The sequence below is a fragment of the Acinetobacter sp. ESBL14 genome (assembly GCF_036668815.1).
Taxonomy (GTDB): domain Bacteria; phylum Pseudomonadota; class Gammaproteobacteria; order Pseudomonadales; family Moraxellaceae; genus Acinetobacter; species Acinetobacter gyllenbergii.
In genome coordinates, this window is sequence record NZ_JAZEVS010000001.1 from 110,763 (window position 1) to 135,863 (window position 25,101).

At 42.3% G+C, this 25,101-nt stretch carries 27 protein-coding genes; 20 read left to right on the top strand and 7 right to left on the bottom strand.

All coding sequences use genetic code 11. The annotated features are described in order from the left end of the window. The first annotated feature begins 7 nt into the window (after positions 1 to 7). The 10 genes from nuoI (at position 8) to V6E90_RS00615 (ending at position 10,726) form a co-directional block, all read left to right on the top strand. Positions 8 to 550 (top strand): NADH-quinone oxidoreductase subunit NuoI, encoded by a 543-nt coding sequence (gene nuoI, locus V6E90_RS00570; protein ID WP_016541639.1) that lies wholly within the window; start codon positions 8 to 10, stop codon positions 548 to 550. After that, positions 550 to 1,068 (top strand): NADH-quinone oxidoreductase subunit J, encoded by a 519-nt coding sequence (nuoJ, locus tag V6E90_RS00575; protein ID WP_171068305.1) that lies wholly within the window; start codon positions 550 to 552, stop codon positions 1,066 to 1,068. The genes nuoI and nuoJ overlap by 1 nt, the downstream gene beginning before the upstream one ends. Next, positions 1,068 to 1,376 (top strand): NADH-quinone oxidoreductase subunit NuoK, encoded by a 309-nt coding sequence (gene nuoK / locus V6E90_RS00580; protein ID WP_004655436.1) that lies wholly within the window; start codon positions 1,068 to 1,070, stop codon positions 1,374 to 1,376. Before nuoJ ends, nuoK begins: the two co-directional genes overlap by 1 nt. After that, on the top strand, positions 1,373 to 3,268 hold the full coding sequence (gene nuoL / locus V6E90_RS00585; RefSeq protein ID WP_016541641.1) for an NADH-quinone oxidoreductase subunit L: 1,896 nt from the start codon (positions 1,373 to 1,375) through the stop codon (positions 3,266 to 3,268). The genes nuoK and nuoL overlap by 4 nt, the downstream gene beginning before the upstream one ends. 1 nt (position 3,269) lies before the next feature. Then, the gene (nuoM, locus tag V6E90_RS00590) at positions 3,270 to 4,877 is read left to right on the top strand and encodes an NADH-quinone oxidoreductase subunit M (RefSeq protein ID WP_016541642.1); all 1,608 of its coding nucleotides are present in this window, start codon (positions 3,270 to 3,272) and stop codon (positions 4,875 to 4,877) included. A gap of 3 nt (positions 4,878 to 4,880) precedes the next feature. Then, the gene (gene nuoN / locus V6E90_RS00595; RefSeq protein ID WP_016541643.1) at positions 4,881 to 6,425 is read left to right on the top strand and encodes an NADH-quinone oxidoreductase subunit NuoN; all 1,545 of its coding nucleotides are present in this window, start codon (positions 4,881 to 4,883) and stop codon (positions 6,423 to 6,425) included. Positions 6,426 to 6,532: 107 nt separating this feature from the next. Further along, on the top strand, positions 6,533 to 7,168 hold the full coding sequence (upp, locus tag V6E90_RS00600; RefSeq protein WP_004655430.1) for a uracil phosphoribosyltransferase: 636 nt from the start codon (positions 6,533 to 6,535) through the stop codon (positions 7,166 to 7,168). A 120-nt stretch (positions 7,169 to 7,288) separates the two neighbouring features. After that, positions 7,289 to 7,582, top strand: a complete 294-nt coding sequence (locus tag V6E90_RS00605) for a cold shock domain-containing protein (protein WP_016541644.1) — start codon at positions 7,289 to 7,291, stop codon at positions 7,580 to 7,582. A 113-nt stretch (positions 7,583 to 7,695) separates the two neighbouring features. Further along, on the top strand, positions 7,696 to 8,373 hold the full coding sequence (locus tag V6E90_RS00610) for a cold shock domain-containing protein (RefSeq protein WP_332605054.1): 678 nt from the start codon (positions 7,696 to 7,698) through the stop codon (positions 8,371 to 8,373). A gap of 211 nt (positions 8,374 to 8,584) precedes the next feature. Beyond that, entirely contained in the window at positions 8,585 to 10,726 is a 2,142-nt protein-coding gene (locus V6E90_RS00615) for a TonB-dependent receptor (protein WP_332605055.1), read from the top strand. A 56-nt stretch (positions 10,727 to 10,782) separates the two neighbouring features. On the opposite strand, the gene gigC is transcribed toward V6E90_RS00615, so the two are convergent. Then, the gene (gene gigC, locus V6E90_RS00620) at positions 10,783 to 11,667 is read right to left on the bottom strand and encodes a LysR family transcriptional regulator GigC (RefSeq protein ID WP_016541647.1); all 885 of its coding nucleotides are present in this window, start codon (positions 11,665 to 11,667) and stop codon (positions 10,783 to 10,785) included. Between the two features lie 84 nt (positions 11,668 to 11,751). Here gigC and V6E90_RS00625 point away from each other — a divergent pair, with 84 nt between their 5' ends. Both V6E90_RS00625 and V6E90_RS00630 read left to right on the top strand, forming a co-directional pair. Beyond that, entirely contained in the window at positions 11,752 to 12,513 is a 762-nt protein-coding gene (locus tag V6E90_RS00625) for a ferredoxin--NADP reductase (protein ID WP_023270726.1), read from the top strand. 132 nt (positions 12,514 to 12,645) lie between these two features. Then, the gene (locus tag V6E90_RS00630; protein ID WP_228704186.1) at positions 12,646 to 12,900 is read left to right on the top strand and encodes a hypothetical protein; all 255 of its coding nucleotides are present in this window, start codon (positions 12,646 to 12,648) and stop codon (positions 12,898 to 12,900) included. A gap of 33 nt (positions 12,901 to 12,933) precedes the next feature. Here the strand turns inward: V6E90_RS00630 and V6E90_RS00635 are convergent, their stop codons facing one another. Then, positions 12,934 to 13,356 (bottom strand): hypothetical protein, encoded by a 423-nt coding sequence (locus tag V6E90_RS00635; protein ID WP_004655415.1) that lies wholly within the window; start codon positions 13,354 to 13,356, stop codon positions 12,934 to 12,936. Positions 13,357 to 13,560: 204 nt separating this feature from the next. On the opposite strand from V6E90_RS00635, the gene V6E90_RS00640 reads away from it, so the two are divergent. From V6E90_RS00640 to V6E90_RS00650, 3 genes are all read left to right on the top strand, one after another. Then, the gene (locus tag V6E90_RS00640; protein WP_016541650.1) at positions 13,561 to 13,761 is read left to right on the top strand and encodes a hypothetical protein; all 201 of its coding nucleotides are present in this window, start codon (positions 13,561 to 13,563) and stop codon (positions 13,759 to 13,761) included. 228 nt (positions 13,762 to 13,989) lie between these two features. Beyond that, positions 13,990 to 15,585: a mechanosensitive ion channel gene (locus tag V6E90_RS00645; protein ID WP_016541651.1), complete on the top strand. Its 1,596-nt coding sequence runs from the start codon at positions 13,990 to 13,992 to the stop codon at positions 15,583 to 15,585. A gap of 212 nt (positions 15,586 to 15,797) precedes the next feature. Beyond that, a complete protein-coding gene (locus V6E90_RS00650) occupies positions 15,798 to 15,977 on the top strand; it encodes a hypothetical protein (protein ID WP_016541652.1) in 180 nt (59 codons plus the stop codon). A gap of 40 nt (positions 15,978 to 16,017) precedes the next feature. Here the strand turns inward: V6E90_RS00650 and V6E90_RS00655 are convergent, their stop codons facing one another. Continuing rightward, positions 16,018 to 17,214 (bottom strand): NAD(P)/FAD-dependent oxidoreductase, encoded by a 1,197-nt coding sequence (locus V6E90_RS00655; protein ID WP_332604205.1) that lies wholly within the window; start codon positions 17,212 to 17,214, stop codon positions 16,018 to 16,020. A 140-nt stretch (positions 17,215 to 17,354) separates the two neighbouring features. On the opposite strand from V6E90_RS00655, the gene V6E90_RS00660 reads away from it, so the two are divergent. Continuing rightward, positions 17,355 to 17,720 carry a DUF4870 family protein gene (locus V6E90_RS00660; RefSeq protein WP_016541654.1) on the top strand — a complete coding sequence of 122 codons (366 nt, stop codon included), beginning with the start codon at positions 17,355 to 17,357 and terminating at the stop codon, positions 17,718 to 17,720. Positions 17,721 to 17,762: 42 nt separating this feature from the next. On the opposite strand, the gene V6E90_RS00665 is transcribed toward V6E90_RS00660, so the two are convergent. From V6E90_RS00665 to V6E90_RS00680, 4 genes are all read right to left on the bottom strand, one after another. Continuing rightward, positions 17,763 to 18,629, bottom strand: coding sequence for a 1-aminocyclopropane-1-carboxylate deaminase/D-cysteine desulfhydrase (locus V6E90_RS00665; RefSeq protein WP_332604206.1), 867 nt, complete (start codon positions 18,627 to 18,629; stop codon positions 17,763 to 17,765). A gap of 66 nt (positions 18,630 to 18,695) precedes the next feature. After that, positions 18,696 to 19,862: an HlyD family secretion protein gene (locus V6E90_RS00670; protein ID WP_442881241.1), complete on the bottom strand. Its 1,167-nt coding sequence runs from the start codon at positions 19,860 to 19,862 to the stop codon at positions 18,696 to 18,698. 20 nt (positions 19,863 to 19,882) lie between these two features. Then, positions 19,883 to 21,529 carry an MFS transporter gene (locus tag V6E90_RS00675; RefSeq protein WP_332604207.1) on the bottom strand — a complete coding sequence of 549 codons (1,647 nt, stop codon included), beginning with the start codon at positions 21,527 to 21,529 and terminating at the stop codon, positions 19,883 to 19,885. 13 nt (positions 21,530 to 21,542) lie between these two features. Further along, positions 21,543 to 22,091 (bottom strand): TetR/AcrR family transcriptional regulator, encoded by a 549-nt coding sequence (locus V6E90_RS00680; RefSeq protein WP_171551773.1) that lies wholly within the window; start codon positions 22,089 to 22,091, stop codon positions 21,543 to 21,545. A 186-nt stretch (positions 22,092 to 22,277) separates the two neighbouring features. Between V6E90_RS00680 and V6E90_RS00685 the strand changes: the two genes are divergently transcribed. The 4 genes from V6E90_RS00685 to V6E90_RS00700 all read left to right on the top strand — a co-directional run bounded on the left by V6E90_RS00685 (position 22,278) and on the right by V6E90_RS00700 (position 25,061). Then, on the top strand, positions 22,278 to 22,955 hold the full coding sequence (locus V6E90_RS00685) for a DUF1345 domain-containing protein (protein WP_065343557.1): 678 nt from the start codon (positions 22,278 to 22,280) through the stop codon (positions 22,953 to 22,955). Between the two features lie 100 nt (positions 22,956 to 23,055). Next, a complete protein-coding gene (locus V6E90_RS00690; RefSeq protein WP_262757244.1) occupies positions 23,056 to 23,823 on the top strand; it encodes a class I SAM-dependent methyltransferase in 768 nt (255 codons plus the stop codon). 103 nt (positions 23,824 to 23,926) lie between these two features. Beyond that, complete coding sequence (locus V6E90_RS00695; RefSeq protein ID WP_016541661.1) at positions 23,927 to 24,535, top strand: hypothetical protein; 609 nt, start codon at positions 23,927 to 23,929, stop codon at positions 24,533 to 24,535. 7 nt (positions 24,536 to 24,542) lie between these two features. Continuing rightward, a complete protein-coding gene (locus V6E90_RS00700; RefSeq protein WP_023270722.1) occupies positions 24,543 to 25,061 on the top strand; it encodes a hypothetical protein in 519 nt (172 codons plus the stop codon). The last annotated feature ends 40 nt before the right edge of the window (positions 25,062 to 25,101 follow it).

The following is a 25,101-nucleotide window of genomic DNA, read 5'->3' on the forward strand; positions in this document are numbered from 1 at the left end:
GTACAAAATGTATAAAATTCTAGCTGGATTCGGATCGATTGTACGTTCGTTGTGGATGGTGTTTAGCCATGTTACACGTAAACGTGACACGATTTTATATCCAGAAGTACCGGCTGAACAAATTGTGCCACCACGCTACCGTGGTCGTATTGTATTGACGCGTGATCCAGACGGTGAAGAGCGTTGTGTGGCATGTAACCTATGTGCGGTTGCTTGCCCAGTTGGCTGTATTTCATTACAAAAAGCGGAAAAAGAAGATGGACGTTGGTATCCAGAATTTTTCCGTATTAACTTCTCACGCTGCATTTTCTGCGGTATGTGCGAAGAAGCATGTCCAACGACTGCCATTCAGCTGACCCCAGATTTCGAATTGGGTGAATATGTACGTCAAGACTTGGTTTATGAAAAAGAGAATTTACTCATTTCTGGACCGGGTAAATATCCTGACTACAACTTCTACCGTGTCACTGGTATGGCTGTAAGCGGCAAAGAAAAAGGTCAAGCACAGAAAGAAAGTGCACCAGTTGATGTACGGAGCTTATTACCATGATGTGGCCATTTTATTTGATGGCACTTGTGGCCATCGTTTCAACGGTTCGTGTTGTAACTAACACGAATCCAGTGCATGCACTGTTAAGTTTGATCGTTTCTCTTCTAGCGGTTGCTGGTATTTTCATGATCGTGGGTGCGCCGTTCGCGGCTGCCCTTGAGATCATCGTATATGCCGGTGCCATCATGGTCTTGTTCGTCTTCGTTGTGATGATGCTGAATCTTGGACAAGAAACCATTGAACAAGAAAGTAAATGGTTGAGTTCAGAGGCTTGGGCTTTTCCTGCACTGATGAGCTTTTTATTGGGCTTGCTTTTGGTGTGGATGCTCGGTGGCGAATACACCACAATTTCTGCGCCGATGGGAGCAGAAGTTGTAGGTCCGAAAGCTGTCGGTCAAGCACTATTTACTCACTATCTATTATTGGTAGAAGTTGCCGCGATGTTATTGCTAGCAGCACTGGTTGCAGCATTCCACTTAGGCAAACGTGAACCAGGTGCAGAAGAGGATAAAGAATAATGGGACACATCCCTTTAGAACATGGTTTGATCGTTGCAACCATCCTTTTTGCACTGGGTTTTTACGGTGTAATGGTGCGACGCAACCTTTTATTTATGCTAATGAGCCTTGAAGTAATGATGAATGCCGCGGCTTTGGCATTCGTTTTAGCGGGTAGCGTATGGGCGCAGCCAGATGGACAGATCATGTTCATCCTGATTCTGACGCTTGCTGCAGCAGAGGCATGTATCGGTCTTGCGATCGTCCTTCAGTTTTATCATCGCTTCCATCATCTGGATGTGGATGCTGCTAGTGAGATGCGCGGATGAGTACATTATATTTAACCGTTTTATTTCCGCTCATTGGTTTTATCCTGTTAGCGGCAGGGCGTAACAAACTGTCTGAAAATGTCGCTGCCATTATTGGTGTCGGTTCAGTTGGTTTATCTGCGTTATTTGCTTTAATTGCTGGCCTTGCATTTACCAGCAGTGGCCAAACCGTTTTTGTTCAACACTTATGGACATGGTTCAGTGTTGGCGGTTTTGAGCCAGGCATTAGCTTGCACCTTGATGGTTTGTCATTATTGATGACAGGCATGATCACGGGTGTTGGTTTCTTGATTCACATCTTCGCATCTTGGTATATGCGTGGTGAAGAAGATTACGCACGTTTCTTCTCTTATTTCAACCTGTTCGTTGCCAGCATGTTGTTGTTGGTACTTGGCGATAACTTGGCGTTATTGTTCTTGGGTTGGGAAGGCGTAGGTCTGTGTTCATATCTATTGATTGGTTTCTACTACTCAAACCCTGCAAATGGTTGGGCAGCAATCAAGGCATTCACCGTAACACGTGTGGGTGACGTATTTTTACTCATCGCATTGTTCTTGCTCTATCAACAGTTTGGTACGTTGAATACACAGTACATTGTTGAAAATGCAGCGACTGTGATGACGCAAAGCTCATCATTGTCGATCTGGACAGCATTGATGTTGTTCTTGGGTGCAGCAGGTAAATCAGCGCAAATTCCATTACAAACTTGGTTAGCCGATGCGATGGCTGGTCCTACACCAGTTTCTGCATTGATCCACGCCGCAACAATGGTGACAGCAGGTGTTTACCTATGCTGCCGTATGTTCTCAGTGATGGAAATGGCGCCAGAAGTGATGCAATTCATTTCGATTACGGGTGCAGTGACCTTGCTGGTGGCTGGCTTTGCCGCATTGGTGCAAACTGATATCAAACGTATCTTGGCGTACTCAACCATGAGTCAGCTCGGTTATATGTTTATGGCGGTGGGTGCTGAAGCATATCAAGCTGGTTTATTCCACATGTTGGCTCATGCATTCTTCAAAGCGTTATTGTTCCTTTCTTCAGGTGCCGTAATTCTTGCATGTCACCACGAACAGAATATTTTCAAAATGGGTGGATTACGTAAAAAGATTCCATTCGTATTCTGGTGTTTCGTCATTGGTGGTGGCGCCTTAGCCGCACTTCCAATCGTGACCGTTGGCTTCTTCTCTAAAGATGCGATCTTGGGTGCAGTCTATGCACAGTCGACTATTGCAAATCTTCCGCTTTACCATACCTTGTACTGGGTAGGTGTTGCTGGTGCATTCTTAACGTCTATCTATACTTTCCGTTTAATCTGGGTGGTGTTCTTCGGCGAAGAGAAAACTCATGCGCATGCGATTCATGGCGTGACTTACTGGGCACCGCTTGCAATTCTTGCTGCGTTATCGACCGGTATTGGTTACTTCCTGCAAGCGCCAGTCGCAAAATTATTGACTGCGGCAAGCATTCCAAGTTTTGTGATTCCTGAAAGCTTAGAAGCGGCTGTTGCACATGCTGAACATTTAGCAAGTGGTGTGGCCCTTGTTGGTTTGGCTGTTGGTATCTTCTTGTTTGCCTTTGCGTATGGCGCAGTAAAATCGTTTGCTCAGACTTCTTTGGGTTCAGGCTTAGCGCATATCTGCCGTACAGCATTCGGTTTCGATGCCTTGTATGACATCGTATTTGTAAAACCTTATTTATTGATTGCGAAAATTTTAGGTCGTGATCCAGTTGACGGTTTATGGTTAGTATTGCCTGCCATTGTGAAGGGCGGGAATAGCTTTACCAGTTCGCGTCAAACCGGTTCATTACGTGAATACGCATCAAGCATGTCACTCGGTGTAGTGGTGTTATTGATGATCTTGATCGTGATTCAGGTTGTGGGGAAATAAAATGGAAAACAATTTAATTTTACCCGCACTGATTTTAGTTCCTTTCATTGCTGGTTTTATTTGTTGGCTGGTTGATAAATACGACCAACATTTACCGCGTTGGATTGCCTTGATTGGTATGCTCATTACCTTTGGTTTGGGCATTGCACTTTGGCAAAGTGGTACATATAGCTATGCTGTAGGTAGCCCAGCTCCCCAATGGGCTGCTGAATTCTACCTACCTTGGATTCAGAGTTTAGGTATTAGCATTCACTTAGCGGTGGATGGTTTATCTCTGCTTATGGTGCTGTTGACTGCCTTACTGGGTGTACTTGCAGTAGGCTGTTCATGGGGTGAGATCCAAAAGAACGTAGGTTTCTTCCACTTAAACCTCCTGTGGAGTTTAGGTGGGGTTATCGGTGTATTCTTGGCGATTGACTTATTCTTGTTCTTCTTCTTCTGGGAGATGATGCTTGTACCAATCTATTTCTTGATTGCGTTATGGGGTCATAAAGGCTCGAATGGTCGTTCACGTGTTTACGCTGCAACCAAGTTCTTCCTCTATACACAAGTTGCTGGTTTGATCATGTTGATCGGTATCTTGGGGCTGGTTGCTTATGGATACATGCATACACAAGAGATTAGTTTTAATTACTATTATCTCATGAGTATGGCGAATCACTTGGATAAAGAAGTACCAGCATTGGCATATGGCTTTATGGTGTGTATGTTCATCGGTTTTGCGGTGAAACTACCTGTCTTCCCATTACACGGCTGGTTGCCTGATGCGCATGCGCAAGCACCAACAGCGGGTTCTGTGGATTTAGCTGGTATTTTGATTAAAACAGCAGCGTACGGTTTACTTCGTTTCGTAATTCCATTCTTCCCAGCAGCGTCAGCACAGTTTGCTGATATTGCGATCATTTTGGGCTTGATTGGTATTTTCTACGGTGCATTCCTTGCGTACCAACAAACTGACATGAAACGTTTACTTGCGTACACGTCAATTTCACACATGGGTTTCATCTTACTTGCAATTTATGCAGGTAATATTCTGACTTTCCAAGGCCTAATGATCATGATGTTGGCGCATGGCTTATCATCTGCTGCATTGTTCATTATGTCGGGTCAAGTCTATGAGCGTGTACATACACGTGATTTACGCTTAATGGGCGGTCTTCGTGGTCAACTGCAATATTTGCCATTCTTCTTAATGTTCTTTGTTGCAGCGCTCGTAGGTGTACCAGGTCTAGGTAACTTTATTGGTGAATTCCTGATCCTTATGGGTTCATTCAAAGCCTATCCGACTTTCACGATTATTGCCGCAGTGAGTTTGGTGTTTGCGGGTCTTTATGGTCTGATTCTGATTCACAAAGCTTTATTTGGTGAACCGAATCCAGAACAAAAGCAGCACTACAAAACACCGTTAAAAGATCTATCTGCACGTGAAGTCAGCATTCTGATGATCTGTGTAATTGGTTTAGTTTGGTTAGGTATTTACCCACAAACTTTCTTGGATATGTCTCATTCAAGCATGCAGTGGTTGGTAAATAGTTATATGCCAGTACAAGAAGTTGTTGAAACTGTTCAACAGGCTGCAACTCAACTTGAACATGTGGAGATGCAATAAATCATGAACTTCACACTTTCTTTTTCTGAGCTTATGCCACTTGCTCCAGTGATGATTGTTGCTTTGACTGCAATCGTCGTGATGTTGTTGACAGCGATTAAACGTAATCACAACCTGATTGCGACAACTTCGGTTGTCGGTCTGAATTTAGCTGCGATTTTGATTATCTATACGATATTTAGTGGGAGTTTCATTCCATCAAATATCATGGGCATGTTTATGGTTGATCCATTTACCATGCTCTATCAATTTCTGATTCTAATTGCAGCCTTGGCTTGTTGTACTTTGTCTCATGCTTATATTGAGACCTATAAGGAAAACCGCGAAGAGCTTTATATCTTGTTACTGTGTTCAGTGACAGGGGCGATGTTATTAGTTGCGAGTACGAACTATGCATCATTCTTTATTAGCTTGGAATTAATGTCGATTCCTGTGTATGGCATGTTGGCTTATACCTATCAACGTAGTCAGTCTTTGGAAGCTGGGATTAAATATCTTGTGCTTTCGGCAACGGCTTCTGCAATGTTGCTTATGGGGATGGCCTACGTTTATGCTTATACAGGTAGCTTATCTTTTGCAGCCGAACCAAGCCGAATGTTTAATAGCTTTAGTCAGCCTGCTGTTGTGCTTGGACTTGGTCTTATACTTTTTGCAGTTGGGTTTAAGCTATCATTAGCACCTTTCCATAAGTGGACACCTGATGTGTATGCTGGTGCACCTGCACCAATGGCTACATTCTTAGCAACAGTCTCTAAAGTTGCCATGATTGGCTTATTTGCTAGATATGTTTTATCTTCAGGATTTATTCTTGCCGATAGTCTAAAATTAATGGTTACCATTCTGGCTGTCGTTTCGATCGTCGTTGGTAACTTATTGGCTGTTCGTCAAGTCAATCTCAAGCGTATCCTTGCTTATTCATCGATTGCTCATTTCGGTTATCTATTGGTCGCTTTGGTTAGCGCACAAAATATTGAATTTATTCAAATTCGTGGTTTCATGACCTTTGAAACAGTCAATGTTTATATTATTACTTATGTGTTGACCACTGTTGGTGCTTTTGGTGTCGTGACATTAATGTCGAGTCCTTATAACAATAAGGATGAAGCTGGTAGTTTAGCTGAGTATCGTGGTTTGTTCTGGCGTCGTCCGATCTTGACTGCGACTTTAACCGTAATGATGTTATCGTTAGCTGGTATTCCATTAACCGCGGGCTTCATTGGTAAGTTCATGGTTGTGAAAACAGCCGTAATGGGCGCACATTGGTTCCTTGCAGCAATGGTAATTGTTGGTAGTGGTATCGGTTTATATTATTACCTGCGTGTGATGGTTGTTATGTACATGACTCCACCAGATGTGCCTCGTATTGATGCTGATGAGCATTGGGGTACACAAGTTGGTGGTATTATGGTACTCGGAGCTGCTTTATTAGTCTTTGTATTAGGTATTTATCCTGACCCAATGATTTATTTAGCTAAGTATGCAGTTTTTGCAGTTTCACCAGAGTTACAAGAGTTTATTCTTACTTTGGTGCAAAAAGGCATTTATTAAACGTGTATAACTGATAAAAAAAAGCCCTAAAGTTAGGGCTTTTTTTTATTGACGAGTAAAAAACGTTTTATAATAGAACAAGATTAACATTACCTAGGTACTCACTCGTGTCGATTCAAGAAATTCGTCATCCGCTTATTCGCCATAAACTTGGCTTGCTACGTCGTTCTGACATTAGTACCAAGAACTTTCGTGAATTAGCGCAAGAAGTCACGATGTTACTGACTTATGAAGCAACAAAGGATCTTCCTGTTGTTGATCATGAAATTGATGGGTGGGCAGGGAAAGTCTCAACTCAACGTATCGCAGGGAAGAAAATCACCATTGTACCGATTCTGCGTGCTGGTATCGGGATGCTTGAAGGCGTTCTTAGCCTGATTCCAAGTGCTAAAGTCAGCGTCTTGGGGCTGGAACGTGATGAAGCGACCTTAGAAGTACGCACTTACTACAAAAAGTTAGTGCCAGATGTTGCCAATCGTTTAGCCATGATCATTGACCCAATGCTGGCAACAGGGAACTCTTTAATTGCGGCCATTGATGTATTGAAAGCAAGTGGCTGTAAAGATATTCGTGTCATGATTTTGGTTGCTGCACCAGAAGGCATTGCCAAAGTTGAAGCTGCACATCCAGATGTCCGTATTTATACCGCATCGGTTGACCAAGGTCTGAATGCAGAAGGCTATATTGTTCCTGGTCTGGGTGATGCAGGTGACAAGATTTTTGGTAGCGTGCAAAAAGACTAATTTTACCAGACCGATAAAAAGAGACTTGATCCATCCGTAGAACCTTTCAGGGTGGATTGAAAGTCTCTTTTTTATTTCGATATACTGTAATGATTACATTGAGAACATAGGATAAATGTCATGGCACAAGAGTTCTATCAAGGAAAAATTAAGCAATATAATCCTGATAAAGGATTTGGTTTTATTGCGACATCTGAAGGCGATATCTTTTTTCATATTTCAGATTTTCCTGCGGCAGAAGGCGAGCCGAAAAGAAATGAAAAAGTGAAATTTGTGGCGCTTGAAAATGGTGGGAAGTTTAAAGCAACGCAAATTGAGCGTGTTGATGCAAATCCTGCTAAAACCAAGAAGACCAAAATTGCCAATCACAATAAGTCGATTACAACCGAGTTGTTGTCGAACTTTCGACGTTAATTGCTTAAGTTGATATCTTTCAATATTCGCACTTAGTTTAGGTACATGATAAAAGAGGCTTTTTAGCCTCTTTTTGATTAGAATAGGGGCAATATAATAAGCGTGTGTTGATGATGTTGGTTGAGGGTAAAATTAAAAAATATAATGCTGAACGGGGCTTTGGTTTTATTGAAGTCGAGGGGAAGCAAAGCGATATTTTCTTTCATATTCGTGATTTTCCTCGAGCTGGAGGGGAACCTAAGCTTGGTGAAAAACTAAAATTTTCCATGGTGCACGATACCGATAAAGGGAAATTTAAAGCTGTTCAAATTGAACGTTTGGATCTAATGCCTACGCCTATTCGCAAAAGCACTATTGTAGCGCCTCAATCAAGTACTTCTTCTAAGCAGGGAGCAATCGTTACGGTCATTGGTGTCGTAATGATTGTGATTTTGGCAGTTTTGGTTTTCCAGAAATATCAGTCTTATCTGCAATCAGAACAATTAAAAACAGCTCAATTGATAGAGCAACAAAAGCGAATTGTTGAAGAACAGCGAAAAAAGATTGGGGATTTACCTGTAGTAAAGTTGTCTGAAAAAACAGAAAGGGCGTTGCAATATGATCCAGAACGGCCTATACAAGCAGCACGCTCAACAACTGCTGTAGGTGCCCAATTTAGCTGTGATGGGCGTGAGCATTGTTCTCAAATGCATTCTTATGAGGAAGCTGTCTTCTTTTTAAGAAATTGTCCGAATACCAAGATGGATGGTGATCATGATGGCATTCCATGCGAGCGGCAATTTGGCCGATAAAGGCAAGATATACTATCCAATAACGAGGTGAGAGCTTATTTATTTGGATTCTCATCATAAGACTTTCAGATTGACTAAATGAATGGTAATTATTTTGTTAATGATTTTTATTATCATTTGTTAATTTATCTTATATACTGTGGTCAAATTTTTATCGGGGTTTGATCACGTGAAAAAGAATATCTTATTTTTATCTCTTATTGCTTTGCCAATGTTCGCGCTTGCTGATGACAGCACAGTTTTACCGACCATTACCGTAAAAGCAGATTCACAAGAAACGGATGCGACAGGCAAACTTAAAAAAGATGCCAGTTTAGGGATACTCGGTGAGAAAGCGGTATTGGATACACCCTTTAGTATCCAGTCTTATACCGAGCAGGCGATTAAAGATAAACAAGCTGACTCGATTGCGGGCATTCTTAAAAATGACCCAAGTATTCGTACCACCACCAACAGTGGCCATTTAAACGAAAACTTTATGATCCGTGGTTTTCCAGTAACATGGGAAGATGCCAATATCAATGGTTCTTATGGCATGTCACCAAGTGGTCGTACCCCGACTGATATTTTAAGCTCAGCCAGCGTACTCAAAGGTCCAAATGCATTGATTGCAGGGATGGCCCCAGGCGGTAGTGTTGGTGGTGTGGTGATGGCAACCACCAAACGTGCCGATCGAGATTTGACCCAAGTTTCAGCCATGTATGAAGATGGCGGCTATTACAAATCAGGTTTTGATGTGGCACGTCGTTTTGGTGAAAACAAGGAGTTCGGAGCACGCGTCAGTGCGACTTATGGACAAGGTGAACACATTGTTGATGGCTTAGAAGATAAAAATAGCGCAGCGGTATTGGCTCTCGACTACACCACGGATCAAGCCAAAATTAATTTTGATGCCTATACCACACGTGATAGTCGTGAGGGTGGTTCACCGGCTATGATCTCTTTTTCAACGTTGAAACGTGTTTTAGCTGCGCCAGATGGCAAATTGAATTATTTTCCACATTTAGAAGGCATGCAAAGTGCCAATTACGTGGGACTATCTGGGGAATATAAGCTTTTACCGAATTTAAAAGCCTTTGCAGGTGCAGGTTTTAATGAACGTGAGTATCGTGGACATTTATTTGGGACACGTATGGTTGTACGTGACCTGCCAGCCAACTCAATGGGAATGAATAATCCTGCTTTGATTGGGGCGAATGGTGATGCACTGGCACAATATTATCGAGTTGGTTCAAAGGAACATAACACGACTTTTAATGCGGGTTTAGAAGGTCAAATTTTCACGGGTGATATTTCTCATACGTTGGCATTCCGTGCGGATTATCTCAAACGTAAATACAGCCAACATAAAGGGCGGGGGGCAACAGAGGTTTATTTCCCAACCAATATTTACAATCCAAGCAATGAAGGGCATATGCCGAATACATGGCCAGAGATTGTTCCTACTGCGGATGATGTATATGTCAGCTATAGTCTGAGTGACCAGATTTCCATGCTGGATGATAAGCTACAGTTTATTTTAGGTGTACGTTATCAAGACATGGATTTAAAAGCACTGACGACCAATATTAAATTAAAGGATGATAAAGTATCTCCAAGTGCAGCCATTGTTGTGAAACCTTTTGGTGAGGAAACCTCGTTCTATGCCAGCTATGTTGAAGGTCTGGTGAGAGGGGCAACCGTGAATGTGGCTACGGATGTAAATAATAATAAAACCTTTGCGCCCTTTGAAAGCAAACAATATGAAGTCGGTGCCAAATATCAAGGAGATCGTTGGTTACATACTCTAGCACTGTATCAAATTAAAAAGCCAAGTACGATGACAATGCAGTTGGCAAAAGATGATCCACGATATGTAGATGGTAAAACAACACAAATCACAACTGATGGTGCGAAGACCGAATCCAAAGGGGTTGAATATGGTTTTTCAGGTAAAGTCACTGAGGACCTGATTGTTTACGGTAATCTGGCTTATATCGATACCGAATATAAAAAAGCGATTTCAAGTGGTGTGAATCTTTCAGGGAAAACGATTGAAGGTACGCCTGAGTTCACAGCAGGTGTGGGTGTAGATTATCAAATCCCATTTGTTGAAGGATTAAGCGTGAATGCCTTTGCGACTTATGTTGATGAGCAATATTTAACGGCGGATAACACACTCAAGTTACCTGATTATACGCTGGTTGATTTGGGTGCGAAGTATGCGACCAAACTTGGTGGGGTCAATACAACTTTCCGTGCCAATGTTGATAATGTTGCAGATAAAAAATATTGGGATGGCGTGTTTACCAGTGGCTTTACCACAGTAGGCGCAGGCCGTACCTATAAATTGGGGGTCAGCTTCGACTTCTAATCATACATGCAATAAAAAACGCTTCTGACTAGAAGCGTTTTTTATTTTCAAAACAATTAAACTTTATTTTCACAGAACTGCAAAAAGGCTTTTAAACCTGGTCCTTGATACTTTTGACGGTGCACTAACATATAGAGCGGGCGGGTTAATTGCCAGAATGGAGTATCCAAGATTACCAGTTGGCCTTTCTCTTGAAGCGGTTCAATCGCGAGTCGTGACACGCAGGACATGCCTAAACCACCTGCGACAATTTTTAAGATCGCTTCATTATGCCCCAAAGTTAAACGGATATTGGCATCGGGCAGATCTTGCAAAATTGCATTATCAAACACTTCACGTGTACCTGAACCTTCCTCACGTAAAATCCATTCCACATCTAGAAAATCGGTTGGGCTGATTGGGCGATTCAGTTGTGCTAAGGGATGATCAGGCGCACAACATACAGCGAGCTCATCATCACGCCAATGGATACATTGCAGTTGAGGTAAATGACAAGAACCTTCAATCAAGGCAAGATCCAATTGGAACTGATTGACTGCTTCAATCATTTGACGGGTATTGCCCACTTGCAGTTGCAAATGTGCTTGTGGATGACGTTGTAAAAAGTCAGCCATCAAATCTGGCATTAAATAGTCACTAATCGTAAGAGTGGCACCTAAACGTAAGTCAATGCTTTGAAGTTCACCTTTAGCAGCTTGTTCAAAAGATTCACAGCGACCTAAAATTTCTAAGGCTTGTGGGAGTAAAAAACGTCCCAAATCATTGAGTTGTAATCGTTTACCTAAACGGTCAAACAGCGGTGCACCCAGACCATCTTCTAAATCAGCTAAGGCCATACTTGCCGCACTTTGTGTGAGTCGGACAGCATCGCTCGCTTTGGTAACCGTTCCTTCCTGAGCGACCGCCACAAAAACAGCCAACTGGCGTAATGTCATGCGCATGTTAAATAGCCTTAATGTTTTGAGTATCCATCAATTATTCGATCATGCTAACATGAGCGCACTGTTTCGTGCCACGTTCTCATCATGTCAATTGAAAAATTTAGCGTAGAAAAGGTTTTATCTGTACACCGTTGGACTCATAATCTTTTTAGCTTCACCATGACCCGTCCAGCACATTTCAAATTTACCGCAGGGCAATTTGCCCGTATTGGTTTAATGGTTGAGGGAGAATTGGTGGTACGTGCCTATTCTGTGGTTTCTTCACCTTTTGATGAAACTTTAGAATTCTTTTCAATCGTTGTGCCTGATGGTGCTTTTACCTCGAATCTGCAACACCTCAAAGTTGGGGATGAGTTGTATCTGGAAAAAATTTCCTATGGCTATCTAACGCTGGCACGTTATCAGCAACCTTTACCACAGGATTTATGGTTATTGGGAACAGGGACAGGACTGGCACCGTTTTTGTCGATGTTACAAGACTTTGAAACGTGGAATAAATACCAGCAGATCAATCTGGTGTACAGCGTCCGTACGGAATCTGAGTTGGCTTATGTCGAGCGTATTCAAGAGATTGCCGACTTATTTGGCGAAGGGCATACCGGCTTTAAGTTTATTCCAATTATTACCCGTGATCCGAATGCCGCTCTGCATGATCGTTTGCCTGTTTTAATTGGCAATGGTGAATTAGAAAAAGCAGCAGGACTGTCTTTTAACCGAGACAGTAGTCATGTGATGTTATGTGGTAATCCACAAATGGTGGAAGATACCAAAGAAGCGCTGAAGCAACGTGGTCTCATTATGAATCGTCGTGGTGAAGGCAATATTGCAGTCGAGAATTATTGGTAAAGCAAATACATCATCACTTTTAGTTGTTTTATAAGAAAAAGAAAAAGGAAAAAGAATAGGATGGAGGAGCAAGTCGGAAAAAAGGCAATTGGCAAAGTTCCTTATATCGCTTTTTTTGTAGGAATGCTCATCATGAGCATTTTACTCATCTACAGTTATACGACGACCTCCGTTGGTGGGTGGGGCGATTTAGGTCGAAATATCATGGTCGGGCTGACCTTATTGGTTGTTGCGGCATATAGTTTATGGTTTTTTCTTTGTGCACTGTATCTTTGGGTGATTTATCATAAACAGCCCAATGTGGATGTGTCTCCGGCAAATTGGGCTATGGGTTTACATGCTTCCACCGTGATATTTATCTTGTTATTGTTTTTTTCGGGTAGTTAAACGCAATAAAATACGATGTTGTGTTTGATCGTCTTAATGTACAAACATATCCATAAATTCACGAATTTCTTGAATGGCCGTGTCGACATCGGTGGTTAACCACGTCGGTTCGAACAAGCCGATATAGTGTTCCAAGCGATCCTGTGGGACGACCAGACGTACTGGACAATCTTCTTCTAGTAGACGCCATGGCAGAATAGGCACCTCATTATCCAGAAACGGTTGTACATTGCGAATATCGACAATCATGGCATTGATACAGTCGGGCAAAGGCATCACCGAAAATTCTTCGGTACGACGACGGAAGTACTCTAAATCGCCCCATTTTAAGATATAGCTCGGCTTATTGAACTCAATAATTCCAATCAAATGTTCATCGCGTGTGTGATGTAAAAAACATTGATGGGTGACATCAGTGTCTAATTCGAGGGAGATGCTTTGTTGGCTATAGGACATAAAGCAGAACGGTTGAGAAATGAGGCGCGTATTATAGCTTATTTTAACCCATTCTAAAACCGCCTATATTTTAAACAAAAAGAAGACCAATGAAAAGTAGAGTTCTGCAACCAGTGCAACGATAGTCCGAAGCTTTTTCACACAATGCAACAGTCGGTGTTGCTAATATAAAACTTGAAAAGTAAAAGGATGAGGGCTGCTATCATGCATGATTTTAGTAAGCCACAGCCTCATGTGGCCAGCAAAGAAGAAATTACCAAAAAGAGAAGATTGCCCGTTTATATTTTGATTATGGTGGGAATCTTCCTGATTGCATTACTTGTTTATATGGTTGCTGATCATTCAGCCAATCCAACTGCTCAAGTGACAATGGCACATATGCAGTCGGCTATTCTGAATGTTTAAGCAAGCATATCTTTAGACCAAAACCTATTCATCATAAAGCTCATTGATGTGAATCAATGGGCTTTTTTGCAAAATTATGAGACCTTTTTGTTGTATTAGTGATGCCATTGATTGATTGGAAAATAGACAAAAACTAAGGTGGAAGCATCCATAAATCATGTTCTTTATTGCAGAACGTTCTTGGGTGGATGTGTATCAAGATTTAAAACACAATATAAGGATAACAACATGAATGAATTTTTTAATGACCCCTCCAATCGAGGAGGATTTGATGCAATGTATTATTGGGATCAGTTTCATCCTATTTTTGCTGCAGTTGTCATCCTATTGGTGGGATGGATTGTTGCTTTAGTGATTGCAGCAGGTGTGAAAAAATTACTGCAAAAACTTGATACCAATCATAAATTGTCTTCTGCCACAGGCCGTACCCCAAATATCGAAAATCTGGTCTCCAAACTGGTGTTCTGGTTTGTGATGATTCTTGCTGTCGTTGGCGCACTGAATGTTTTAAATATCAGTGGGGTCAGTGATCCATTCAGCAATATGGTGGGTCGTGTGTTGGCCTACATTCCGAACTTGCTGGCAGCAGTCGTGGTGGGTTTTATTGGTTGGATCGTAGCACGTTTGGTTCGTGCGGGGTTGACCAATGTGCTTGCCAGAACGGAACTGGATGAAAAGCTCAGTAATGAAGTCGGTGTCAGTTCACTCAGTACCAATATCGGTGAGATTTTTTATTGGTTGGTATTATTACTGTTCTTACCAATTGTTTTATCTATTCTTGGTCTAACGGGCTTATTGATCCCTGTCCAGAATATGGTGAATGAAGCGATTGCTTATCTACCGAATCTGTTCATCACCGCTGTCATTATTTTCGTGGGATATATTCTGGCGAAAATTGTTCGTGGGATTGTCGAGGGACTCAGTAATAGTCTTGGTCTACAAGCACAAGCAGAAAAAGTTGGCTTATTTAAAAACTCCAATGTGGCCAAATTCTTAGGTTCATTCGTCTTTGCCATTATTATTATCACCACCTTAATTGTGGCCTTTGAAGCACTGGGTATCCAAGCGATTTCTCAACCTGCAACCGCCATGCTGAATCAAATCATGTATGCAATACCACAAATTATTGCAGCAGGTTTGATCTTGATTGTGGCCTATATCGTGTCGCGTTTTGTGGGACGTTTAGTAGCTGAATTGATTTCTGGGGCCGGGGTGGATGAAATCCCGATGAAGCTGGATTTACAACGCTTCTTGGGACAAACCCGTGTGTCTGATGTGGTTGGTTATCTCATTGTTTTCTTTACCATGTTATTTGCAGTTTCAGAAGCAGCAAACCGACTTGGCTTAGAGCAGGTCAGTGTACTGATTGCGATGTTTATCCAGTTCGGTGCCAGTATCTTGCTTGGTGCTGTGATTCTGGTGATCGGCTTCTGGTTGGCCAATGTGGTTGCCAATATTGTTCAACGTGGTGAATACAACAGCTCACGCTGGTTGGCAAATCTGGTCCGTATTCTCATTATGGGCTTAGTGATTGCAATGGGCTTAAAAGCCATGGGTATTGCGGATTCGATTGTGAATTTGGCTTTCGGTTTAACACTTGGCTCAGTTGCTGTGGCGTTTGCCTTGGCCTTTGGTTTAGGTGGACGACAACCTGCGGAACGTTTACTCAGCGATTTGCTGGATAAAGCCAAAGCTGAAGCAAAACAACCGAATCCTTTACATAAGGAAGAAGTTACGCCAACAAATCCTGTGAGTCCAACGGCACCAACATCTACCAATACAGTCAATCCGACGCCACCAACACCGCCATATTCGGATGAATAGAAAAAATAATCTTTGATTTTTTTGATCAATTCGACCACTCTAAGCAGGGTGGTCGTTTTGTTTGTATCAGCGCTATTGAGTGTTATTTGGGATTGTAATCGGGTGTTTTAAGCGGGTTCAAAGGCTTTAATGAAAAAATTTGACCTCAAAAGCAATTCATTTATCGCTCAAGTATCAATAGTCTCTAAATAAAAAGTCGATAGGAGAATGAAATGAAGAGGCCAAATCGAGTATTCGCACCGATTATTATTGCAGGGATTACGGTTGGATTCTTGGCGAGTGCTTATAAGTTTGTGGTTGCTAAATCAAACTCTTCGAAAGAGAAAAGTATTGAAAGTACGCAGCACATCACAACTTCAGAAGCGGCAAATTCTTCCGAGCAACGTAACTGAAGCGGGCTATACCGAATTAAGCCCGCAGTATGAGATTGCATTAAACGAATTGAGCTGCGGCTTGGGCAGAAGACCATGCCCACTGAAAGTTATAGCCGCCTAAGTGTCCCGTTACATCGAGTACTTCACCGATAAAATAGAGGCCTTTCTGTTTTTTACTTTCCATGGTTTTGGAAGAGACTTCGCTGGTGTCTACCCCACCGAGCGTGACTTCGGCAGTACGATAGCCTTCCGTGCCTGATGGTTTTACCGTAAAGGCATGCAATTGCGCCGCAATATGTTCGAGCTGTACATCACTGAGGTTGCCAATTGGCGTTTCACTTTGTTCTGCCCAAATCAGTTGTTGTAATTCAAGTACGATACTTTTGGCGGTAAATTCACTGATTAAGGTGCGTAGTAGAACTTTAGGCTGTGACTTTTTCTTATCTTTAAAAAATTGTGCAAAGTCTTGGCTTGGGAAGAAATCAATTTTAAAGCTTTCCCCAACATGCCAGTAGTTCGAAAGTTGCAGTGAGCTTGGACCACTGAGACCACGATGGGTAAACAGCAAAGCTTCGGTAAATTGATGACGATCGTTGACCAAAGTGGCATCTAAGGCATTGCCACTCAAGCGGGTGGTGACTTCTTTAAACTGGTCTGAGAAGGTGAAGGGAACCAGACCTGCACGAGTTGGGAAGACATGGTGTCCGAACTGTTGTGCCAGTTCATAACCAAAACCTGAGCCACCAAGTGTGGGAATGGATAAACCGCCAGTTGCCACCACCAAAGACTCACAGTGATAAGTCCCTTGACTGGTTTCAATGATAAAACTTGAATCCGCCTGAGCCTTCACTTGTTGTACTTCACAGTGGGTTTGAATCTGAACCCGTTTGGCTTTGTCACATTCTGCAAGTAAAAGTTCCAGAATTTCTTTTGAGCCTTTGAGGGTGAATAATTGCCCGTGTTTGCGTTCTTCATACTCAATGCCGTATTCACAGACCAAACCGATAAAGTCCCAGTTGGTATAACGGGTTAAGGCTGAGATGACGAAATGCGGGTTTTCAGACAGATAATTGGCAGCTTCGACCTCCAGATTGGTAAAGTTACATTTACCACCACCTGACATCAAAATCTTTTTGCCGACTTTATTGGCTTTTTCCAATACCACAACCGAGCGCCCACGTTTGCCTGCTTCTGCAGCCAACATCAAGCCCGATGCACCAGCACCTAAAACAACAACATCAACTTGATGAACCATGGGGAAATACTCAAGGGAGGAAAAGCGGGCAATTATAAAAGATTTAAAGCCTTTTGAGTATGCTGATTGTTTGATTAAAAAATATACTTTTAAAATCAAAGCATGTTATAAAATTGGTCTCAATAAAGGGGATAACAATAATGAATGATAAGACTTTTTTAGAAGACACACCGCCGAATCAGCAAGATTCACTCAGACAATATACCTTAATTATATATGGGCTTTATGCGGCCAGTATTTTTGTGGGATTGACCAGTATTGCTGCGATTATTATGAATTATATGAAACGCGATGAAGTTAAAGGAACATGGTTGGCTAGTCATTTTGAATGGCAAATCAAAACCTTTTGGATCACGCTCATTGCTGCAATTATTGGATTTATCTTGTCTTTTGTACTCATTGGCATTCCGATTCTATTCGCAGCATCAATCTGGTTTATTTATCGTATTGTCAAAGGTTTAGTGGTGTTTATGGACAATAAGCCGATTGGTGATGGCTGGTTTTAAGCACTTGATTCGATCAGGTGAAAAGTCACTTTCGGGTGACTTTTATTTTAAGCGACCTTGTAAACCACCAGTATGGATTGCCAGAATACGGCTATTTTCAGGAAAATATTGTTGTTGGATTAAATCGAATAGCCCCATCATCATCTTTGCGGTATAGACCTGTTCCAAAGAAATTGCATATTGTTGTTCAAAGTGCTGCATAAATTGCAGCAACTCAACGGTGGTTTTGGCATAACCTCCACAACAATAAGCATCGGTTAAAGACCAATTACTTTTATTGGTCCACTGTTGAATATCTCGTTTTAGGAAATCGCCCTTCAATGCAGAAAAGCCTAAAATCTGTTGTTGTTCTGAACTGCTTTCAATTAAGCCTGCAATAGTGCCACCTGTTCCAACTGCACAACAAATCACATCATAATTCTTTCGGTCATCTTCGCTCAAAATTTCCTGTGTTCCTTGCAGTGCAAGTGCATTGCTGCCACCTTCTGGAACAATAAAGGCTTGAGGATATTGCAGTTGTAGTTGTTGTATATACTCAGCCTCATGACGCAGACGATACTCGGCTCGGCTGACAAAATGTAGTTGCATGCCAAAATCTTGTGCTGTCTGTAGGGTAGGGTTTAAGTCACGGGTCGCAAGTTCTTCACCTCGGATCATGCCAATACTTTCAAAGCCAAAGTGCTGCGCGGCATAGGCAGTTGCGGCAATATGATTGGAGAATGCCCCCCCAAATGTGAGGACTTGGGTCAAACCTTGTTGTTGAGCTGCGAGCAGGTTGTATTTTAGCTTATAAAATTTATTGCCTGAAATCTGTGGATGAATCAGATCTAAACGCTTAATCGTCAGTTGAACCGAACTGGGAAACGCTAATGTTTGATAGGGGGTAGGAAAAGCAATGTGATCAAACATTTTCGAACAAGAGAAATGGATTTGATCACATTGTAAATGGATTTGATTGAGAATGTCAGTCTTGCATTAGGAGTCGGTGTCCACAGAGCTAATTACCGACATCCCAGGACGTAAGTTTTCGATACCTTTTTGATTTGGATCAATGGCGATACGGACTGAAATCCGTTGCACCACCTTGGTGAAGTTACCTGTGGCATTGTCAGGTTTCAGCACGCTGAATTCTGAACCTGCCGCAGGGGAAATTTGCTCGACATGTCCGGTAAATTTCTGATGATTCATCGCATCGACGGTGAAAGAGGCTTTTTGCCCAATTTTCATATTGGCAATTTGAGTTTCCTTAAAGTTGGCAATCACCCAAGTCTGTGTTGGAATCAGATAAAGCAGTTGTGTTCCCGCCGCCACATATTGACCAACGCGTGGATTGACCTCACCCAATTGTCCATCCAATGGGGCAACAATGGTGCTGTAGTCCTTGGTGGTATTGGCTTGGTCGAGTTGTGCCTGTGCACTATTGACTTGTGCTTTTAAACCTGTCTGCGCCACTTGTGCCGTTTTTAAGGCTTCTTGTGCCACCAAGATATTGGCTTCGGCCTGTTTCAGTAAGGCGTGATTATTTTGGGCATCTGCCGCGGCTTTGTCTTGTTCAGATTTAGATGCAGCACCGCTATCTCCCAATTGCTGGTAGCGTTTCAGCTGTGCCACAGATAAATCATATTGTGCTTTGACCTGATCCAGTTTGGCCTGTGCCGCGACAACATCGGCCTGACGTTGTGCAATGGCTTGGGTTTGATTGGCAAGACTGTTTTCGGCTTGCTCAACGCCAGATGCTGCCTGTGTGACCTTTTGATCATAGGTGGTGGCATCAATATGCATTAACACCTGACCTTGTTTGACTTGGTCAAAGTCTTTGACCAGCACATCTTTGATATAGCCATTGATCTGCGAAGACAGGATGGTGGTTTTGCCTTTCACATAGCTATTGTCGGTTTGTTCAACCGCTGTATGGAATGGACCAATGCGCCACGCCCATAAGATAATGGTGATACCCACCAATAATACCAATAGCATCCACCACAGGGTCGAGCGTTTGGTCTTGATTAGCTTACTGGTCGGCGGAGGAGGCGGTGGTGGCATTTGTGCCACAGTTTCAGGCGCCCTTGCTACTGGCGTTGTTTCATTTTGCTCCGTGGTTCGAGCATTATTCTCTTCGGGTTTATCTTGTTCTGACATCATCTTTTCTCAATCAAAAAGGATTAACTGGCTGCTTGCAAATTTTTGCGGGTTTTGTATTTATTGCGTGCGTATTTAAATAAGCCCCATAGCAGTAACACCACTGCAAAAATACCGTTCAATACGATCACATCGTTATAGGCACGGACTTGCGCTTCACGGGTGACCACTTTATTCAGGTTCTGCAAGGCTTGGTTGTTTTGCAGCACAGGATCATTGGTATTGATCATGGCACTATGCTGATAGGCTTGTAAACGCTGTGCAACAATCGGATCGGTGGGATCCAGATTGCTATTGATTTCCACTTTATAATCATAGGTATGGCGTTGCTGATAGGTGTTGAAGAAGGATGAGCCGACCAAACCACCAAAGTTCTGTGTCGCTGAAAACAGCACAATAAAGGTCACCACATATTGTGGACCACGTTGTAAGGTGCGCATAAAACCCATCAGCAACAGCGGGCCGATAAAGACCCCACCTGCAAAGCTGACTAAGAATTGACTGCGATAGAAGTTAGCAGGGCGCACATCACTGGTCAGGTGATAATCCAAGGCACAGGCAATTAAAATCAGGATTTCAGCAAGGAATAAATTTAAAATTAAACGTTCGCGATGGAAGGTCAGCGCGCTGAATACTGAACCTGCAATGGTGCCACAAAAGATCACCATATAAAGCGGTACAAATTGATCAGGGCCCATGCCCATGGTCTTGAGGAAATTAACTGCGGCATAACTTTGCTCTGACATGAGCAAACGTAAGGCAAAGGCACTGACTACAAAACTGAGTAAATCACCTGCCGCTAACCAACGGGTCATAATCAGTGGGTTGCTGCGGTAATGTTCGTAAGTAAGCCCTAATACAATCAAGCAAAAACCGACAATTAAGGTATAAGCCAGCCAAGGGCTATTGAACCACCATAAAATAGGCCCTTGGGTCAGTACGATACACAAACAAGCAAAACCAGGGGCGAGCAAGGCAAAGGTAAAAAAGTCCTGCTTCTCAAACACCTCTAAGCGTAAGCTGCGAGGCAGTTTTAATGCCACCACCATGGCAAAACAGCAAATTGCCAAACCCAATTCAAAGGTATAAATCACATCCCACTGATTGGCGCTAAGTAGAAAAGGCGAGATGATCCAAGCCAAAGGTAGACCAAGTTGCTGAAAGCCGAAAGCCAAATAAATCCCTTTGGCCATATCCGCCTTACCAAAAGCTTGCATGGTGTAATACATTCCCAGCGAACTCAGTGGTGCAGCAGCCAGACCTGCAATGAAACGTACAAATAAGGCCATTTCATAGGTTTTGACAAAGATATGCAGAATCAGTACACCAATAAAAACCAGCAAACCGATTTCAGAAAACAGGCGTAAGCCATATTGTTGCCGTGCTTTGAATAAGATGAGGTTGGAACTGACATTGGCCATCACATAGGCTGCAGGTAGCCATGCTGCCTGTGATGGGGTCAGGCCATACTCACCTTGGAAAATCGGCAAATTCGCAACGATAAAACCATTACTTAAACTGGCTGCAATACATATAAACAGACCAATAACGAAGTAAGCAAGACGTTTTGGTCTGGCATGGGCAATTGCAGCAGGCGAGCCGGGTAAGGTTGGGCGCTCATCAGCAGACCAATCTGGAGGTGTCTCAAGATAGCGAGGGCTTTTATCCATGTTATTTCCCGAACTAAACTTTAATGCCGTTTAATAATAATTCTATTGCTCGTTTGGCTAAGCGCACTTGATCTGATGTATTATGCCCTTGAAATGAAGACCCCAAGATCGCTGTGATCATTCCGAAATCTTGTGGAGTAAGATCAGGACGACAAAGCTGATGTTGTATGGCTTGATCAATCAGTGGCTGTAACGCTTTATCGCGTCTTTGATAAATGTTTAGCATGATTGGGTCTTGCCGATCAATAATACGCCAGTAATCAATCAGTACAACTAAATGCGGCAGTTGTTCGATATGACCTTCAATCAAACGAATAAAACCATCATTAAATGCCAGTAAAGCCTGCGACCGTTGTTCTAAACGTGTAATCGCTCGTTCCAACAAGGCAGCCACCAGCGCTTTACGATCTGCAAAATTACGATAAAACGTTGCACGTCCCACGCCCGCATGATCAATGATGGCTTGTAATGGCACATGAACCCCTTGCCTGCGGAAGATTTCTTCGGCGGCATTGAGGAGTTCATCACGATTATGCGCTGCCAATTGCTGACGTTTTGCCATGACCTAAATTTCTTGGGAGATATAGGGTGAATTAAACGGACATTTTTGTCCGAAGTAAATATGTCGAGAAACTTTATTTTGTTTAATTTCGGTAAAATCGCAGTTCTGAGTGATTTTTCTAAGGCAATACAGTGTTAAAAAATAAGGGTAAATTACTCATGCATAAAAAATACAAATAGGTGAAACATGCAAGGATTCATCCATCGTTTAGTGAAAGGAATCAAGTATCGACCATATTTGTCTGCGACTTTTTCTTTGGGATTGTTGATTTACGGGGCTTTGCATCTGTTCACGCAATGGCATTGGGCAACCTGCTTGCAGCTCGGTTGGAATATTGCGATTTGGCTGTATTTATTTCTGACCTTGAAAATGATGTGGCACTTGGACGCCACCCATATTTTACAACGTGCCAAACAGCAGGATGAAGGCAAGTGGATGATCTTGACTGTGGTGCTGATCGCTATTGTGATTTGTTTTATTTCGATTGTGGTGCAGTTGGGACATGTCCCTAAAGATCAACCTATTTTAAAAACAGTACTCATTTTACTGACCATCGGCACGATTTTCTCGACATGGTTATTACTGCATACTTTATTTGCCATTCATTATGCACATGATTACTACCTTGCCAAAAGTCGTCATCAAGATGCAGGTCTAGATTTTCCGAAAACCGATCAACCGGATTATCTGGATTTTATCTATTTCAGTTATATCATCGGTACTTCTGCACAAACCGCTGATGTCTCGATTACCAGCTCAGAGCTTCGACATCTGAATATTTTTCATTGTGTGTTGGCCTTTATTTTCAATACCGTAATTTTGGCGGTGGCGATCAACGTGGCGGCCAGTTTGATTGGTCTTTAATTGATAACTTATTTTTATTAATTTGTATAAAATTGATCATTTTTATTTTTGGTTGTTGTTGGTTATTTTGAATTTAGACCGACAACGCAAGGATAAGAACATGAGTACCCAGCATCAAGTCAATCAACAGCAATATCAAGATAAATCTCAAGCCTATTTAAACAGTAGTGTTCACGCACAAGGGATTGAGTTTGCAAAAATGCAGCACTTGATCCAGTCACAGCAATTGAAGACAGTGTTGGATTTAGGTTGTGGTGGCGGCCATGTCAGCTATCAAATTGCACCCTTTACCGATCAAGTGACGGCTTATGATTTAACGCCGTCAATGGTTGAATTGGTGGCTCAGCAGGCCAAGCAAAAGGGCTTTGATCATGTCAAGGCTGTACAAGGTGCAGCGGAGAGTTTAGCTTTTGCCGATCAAAGCTTTGATTGTGTGATTACGCGCTATTCAGCGCATCATTGGCAAAATGTGGCACAGGCGATGGCGGAAATTCGCCGTGTATTGGTGCCGCAAGGCAAGGTGATTATTGTCGATATTTTAGGGCACTCAAATCCCGTGATGGATACCTTCTTTCAGACCATTGAAACGATTCGAGATCCAAGCCATGTACGCAATTATAGTTTACAGGAGTGGATGCGCTTTGCTGAATATGCAGGTTTTAGGGTTGAGACTGTTGAAAAGCAATATTTAGATCTAGAGTTCAAGAGTTGGACGGAGCGAATGCAAACCCCTGAATATGCAGTCCAGACCATACGGGATTTACAGCAAAAGGCAGCAGATCAAGTTCAACAATATTATCGTATTCAAGCAGATGGTTCGTTTAGCAGTGAAGTGTTGTATTTGGTACTTTCAGCCTCATGTGAATGAGGCGAGCAATAAAACATTGAATTCCCAATTTATTCTAAGCAGAATAAGCTGTCTATTTTGTGGCACTTAGACCACGGCTTAAATCAATTGGGTATATTATAAAATGACAAGTAGATTAATTTTAGCAATCAGTGTGCTCTGTTGCAGTAGCACGCTATGGGCTAAAGCAGAAGTTTTGGCCCAAGCGGGTGAGGTCAAAATTATTAAACGAAACTGTAATGTAAAAACCGATGCCTGTGACTATATCAAAGTCTATAAAGGTCAAGAAAAGGTCTTAATATCGCAATGGAATAAGACGGCAAGAGCCTATCAATTCACCCCAAAACGGATTGGTTTTCAGTTGGGTGCAACTGGCAATCCGCATATCCTCACGGTGTATGATCAAGATAACAAGCAGCAGGAATTCTTTGAATTATTAAAAATGTCACCCGATCAAAAGTGCTTTGTGACCAAACAGCAATTGGACAAAGAACATGACAAAGTGGTGTTTTACCGGCTACCTGAACTCAAGCCTTATCTCAGCATCAGTAAAAAGGATCCAAAGTTTAGCGAGATGGGACAGATTGGCTATTCCACCTTCTTTGATGAGAGCGATGCTTCGTTTAATTTTGGCTATGATGCAGAAGAAGACGGAGAGAAATACTTTCAGGAGATCAAGGTCGAAAATCCATGTAGTTTAAAACCAAAAATCATTAAACAAGGTGATGAGTAAAATCAAAATGATGAAGCAAAATAAGATGTTGAAATGGGTACTGGCTGCCACGGTATTGGTTGCTACACAGACTGCTTTTGCTGCGGAAGATGTCAAGAAAACACGTTATGGGCAAGTTCAAATTAAAGTCAGCCCTGAGACTGGACAAGAAACGCTATATTTTAATCATAAAATGGTGTTGCCAAAAATTGAGGGCAATAACGGTCTGTCAATTGAAGGCATTTATAAACTACACATGGATGATGTGGTTTTGGTGCAAGACATTGGCGGCAGTGGTTGTCCGATCCAACTGAATTTTGTGAAAATCAGTCCGAATCAGAAAGTGACGGTTTCGCCTGTTTTTGGTTCATGTTCGGATCTCATCAAGGTTTCAGCGAAGCCGAATCAAATTATCGTGAGCATGCCTGACTTTATGGGGGCACCAGAAAGTGAGGAGCAAGAGCGAAAAGTTGCTCAGAAGAAAATGATTTATAGCTATGATGGAAAATTACTGAAAGAAAATGGCAAGCTGCTGCTGCAAGAATGAGCGCACTATTCAGCAAATTTGACTGAATTTTTGCTCATAG

Excerpts from the sequence above, each read along its gene's own strand:
- V6E90_RS00635 (WP_004655415.1), bottom strand. The coding sequence starts at position 13,356 with ATGTCCTATAGCCAACAAAGCATCTCCCTCGAATTAGACACTGATGTC.
- V6E90_RS00695 (WP_016541661.1), top strand. The coding sequence starts at position 23,927 with ATGACAAGTAGATTAATTTTAGCAATCAGTGTGCTCTGTTGCAGTAGC.
- V6E90_RS00650 (WP_016541652.1), top strand. The coding sequence starts at position 15,798 with ATGAAGAGGCCAAATCGAGTATTCGCACCGATTATTATTGCAGGGATT.
- V6E90_RS00655 (WP_332604205.1), bottom strand. The coding sequence starts at position 17,214 with ATGGTTCATCAAGTTGATGTTGTTGTTTTAGGTGCTGGTGCATCGGGC.
- V6E90_RS00615 (WP_332605055.1), top strand. The coding sequence starts at position 8,585 with ATGTTCGCGCTTGCTGATGACAGCACAGTTTTACCGACCATTACCGTA.
- nuoJ (WP_171068305.1), top strand. The coding sequence starts at position 550 with ATGTGGCCATTTTATTTGATGGCACTTGTGGCCATCGTTTCAACGGTT.
- V6E90_RS00660 (WP_016541654.1), top strand. The coding sequence starts at position 17,355 with ATGAATGATAAGACTTTTTTAGAAGACACACCGCCGAATCAGCAAGAT.
- nuoM (WP_016541642.1), top strand. The coding sequence starts at position 3,270 with ATGGAAAACAATTTAATTTTACCCGCACTGATTTTAGTTCCTTTCATT.
- nuoN (WP_016541643.1), top strand. The coding sequence starts at position 4,881 with ATGAACTTCACACTTTCTTTTTCTGAGCTTATGCCACTTGCTCCAGTG.
- V6E90_RS00670 (WP_442881241.1), bottom strand. The coding sequence starts at position 19,862 with ATGATGTCAGAACAAGATAAACCCGAAGAGAATAATGCTCGAACCACG.
- V6E90_RS00675 (WP_332604207.1), bottom strand. The coding sequence starts at position 21,529 with ATGGATAAAAGCCCTCGCTATCTTGAGACACCTCCAGATTGGTCTGCT.
- V6E90_RS00690 (WP_262757244.1), top strand. The coding sequence starts at position 23,056 with ATGAGTACCCAGCATCAAGTCAATCAACAGCAATATCAAGATAAATCT.
- nuoK (WP_004655436.1), top strand. The coding sequence starts at position 1,068 with ATGGGACACATCCCTTTAGAACATGGTTTGATCGTTGCAACCATCCTT.
- gigC (WP_016541647.1), bottom strand. The coding sequence starts at position 11,667 with ATGCGCATGACATTACGCCAGTTGGCTGTTTTTGTGGCGGTCGCTCAG.
- V6E90_RS00640 (WP_016541650.1), top strand. The coding sequence starts at position 13,561 with ATGCATGATTTTAGTAAGCCACAGCCTCATGTGGCCAGCAAAGAAGAA.
- V6E90_RS00685 (WP_065343557.1), top strand. The coding sequence starts at position 22,278 with ATGCAAGGATTCATCCATCGTTTAGTGAAAGGAATCAAGTATCGACCA.
- V6E90_RS00630 (WP_228704186.1), top strand. The coding sequence starts at position 12,646 with ATGAGCATTTTACTCATCTACAGTTATACGACGACCTCCGTTGGTGGG.
- V6E90_RS00625 (WP_023270726.1), top strand. The coding sequence starts at position 11,752 with ATGTCAATTGAAAAATTTAGCGTAGAAAAGGTTTTATCTGTACACCGT.
- V6E90_RS00680 (WP_171551773.1), bottom strand. The coding sequence starts at position 22,091 with ATGGCAAAACGTCAGCAATTGGCAGCGCATAATCGTGATGAACTCCTC.
- V6E90_RS00645 (WP_016541651.1), top strand. The coding sequence starts at position 13,990 with ATGAATGAATTTTTTAATGACCCCTCCAATCGAGGAGGATTTGATGCA.
- nuoL (WP_016541641.1), top strand. The coding sequence starts at position 1,373 with ATGAGTACATTATATTTAACCGTTTTATTTCCGCTCATTGGTTTTATC.
- V6E90_RS00605 (WP_016541644.1), top strand. The coding sequence starts at position 7,289 with ATGGCACAAGAGTTCTATCAAGGAAAAATTAAGCAATATAATCCTGAT.
- V6E90_RS00665 (WP_332604206.1), bottom strand. The coding sequence starts at position 18,629 with ATGTTTGATCACATTGCTTTTCCTACCCCCTATCAAACATTAGCGTTT.
- nuoI (WP_016541639.1), top strand. The coding sequence starts at position 8 with ATGTATAAAATTCTAGCTGGATTCGGATCGATTGTACGTTCGTTGTGG.
- V6E90_RS00610 (WP_332605054.1), top strand. The coding sequence starts at position 7,696 with ATGTTGGTTGAGGGTAAAATTAAAAAATATAATGCTGAACGGGGCTTT.
- V6E90_RS00700 (WP_023270722.1), top strand. The coding sequence starts at position 24,543 with ATGATGAAGCAAAATAAGATGTTGAAATGGGTACTGGCTGCCACGGTA.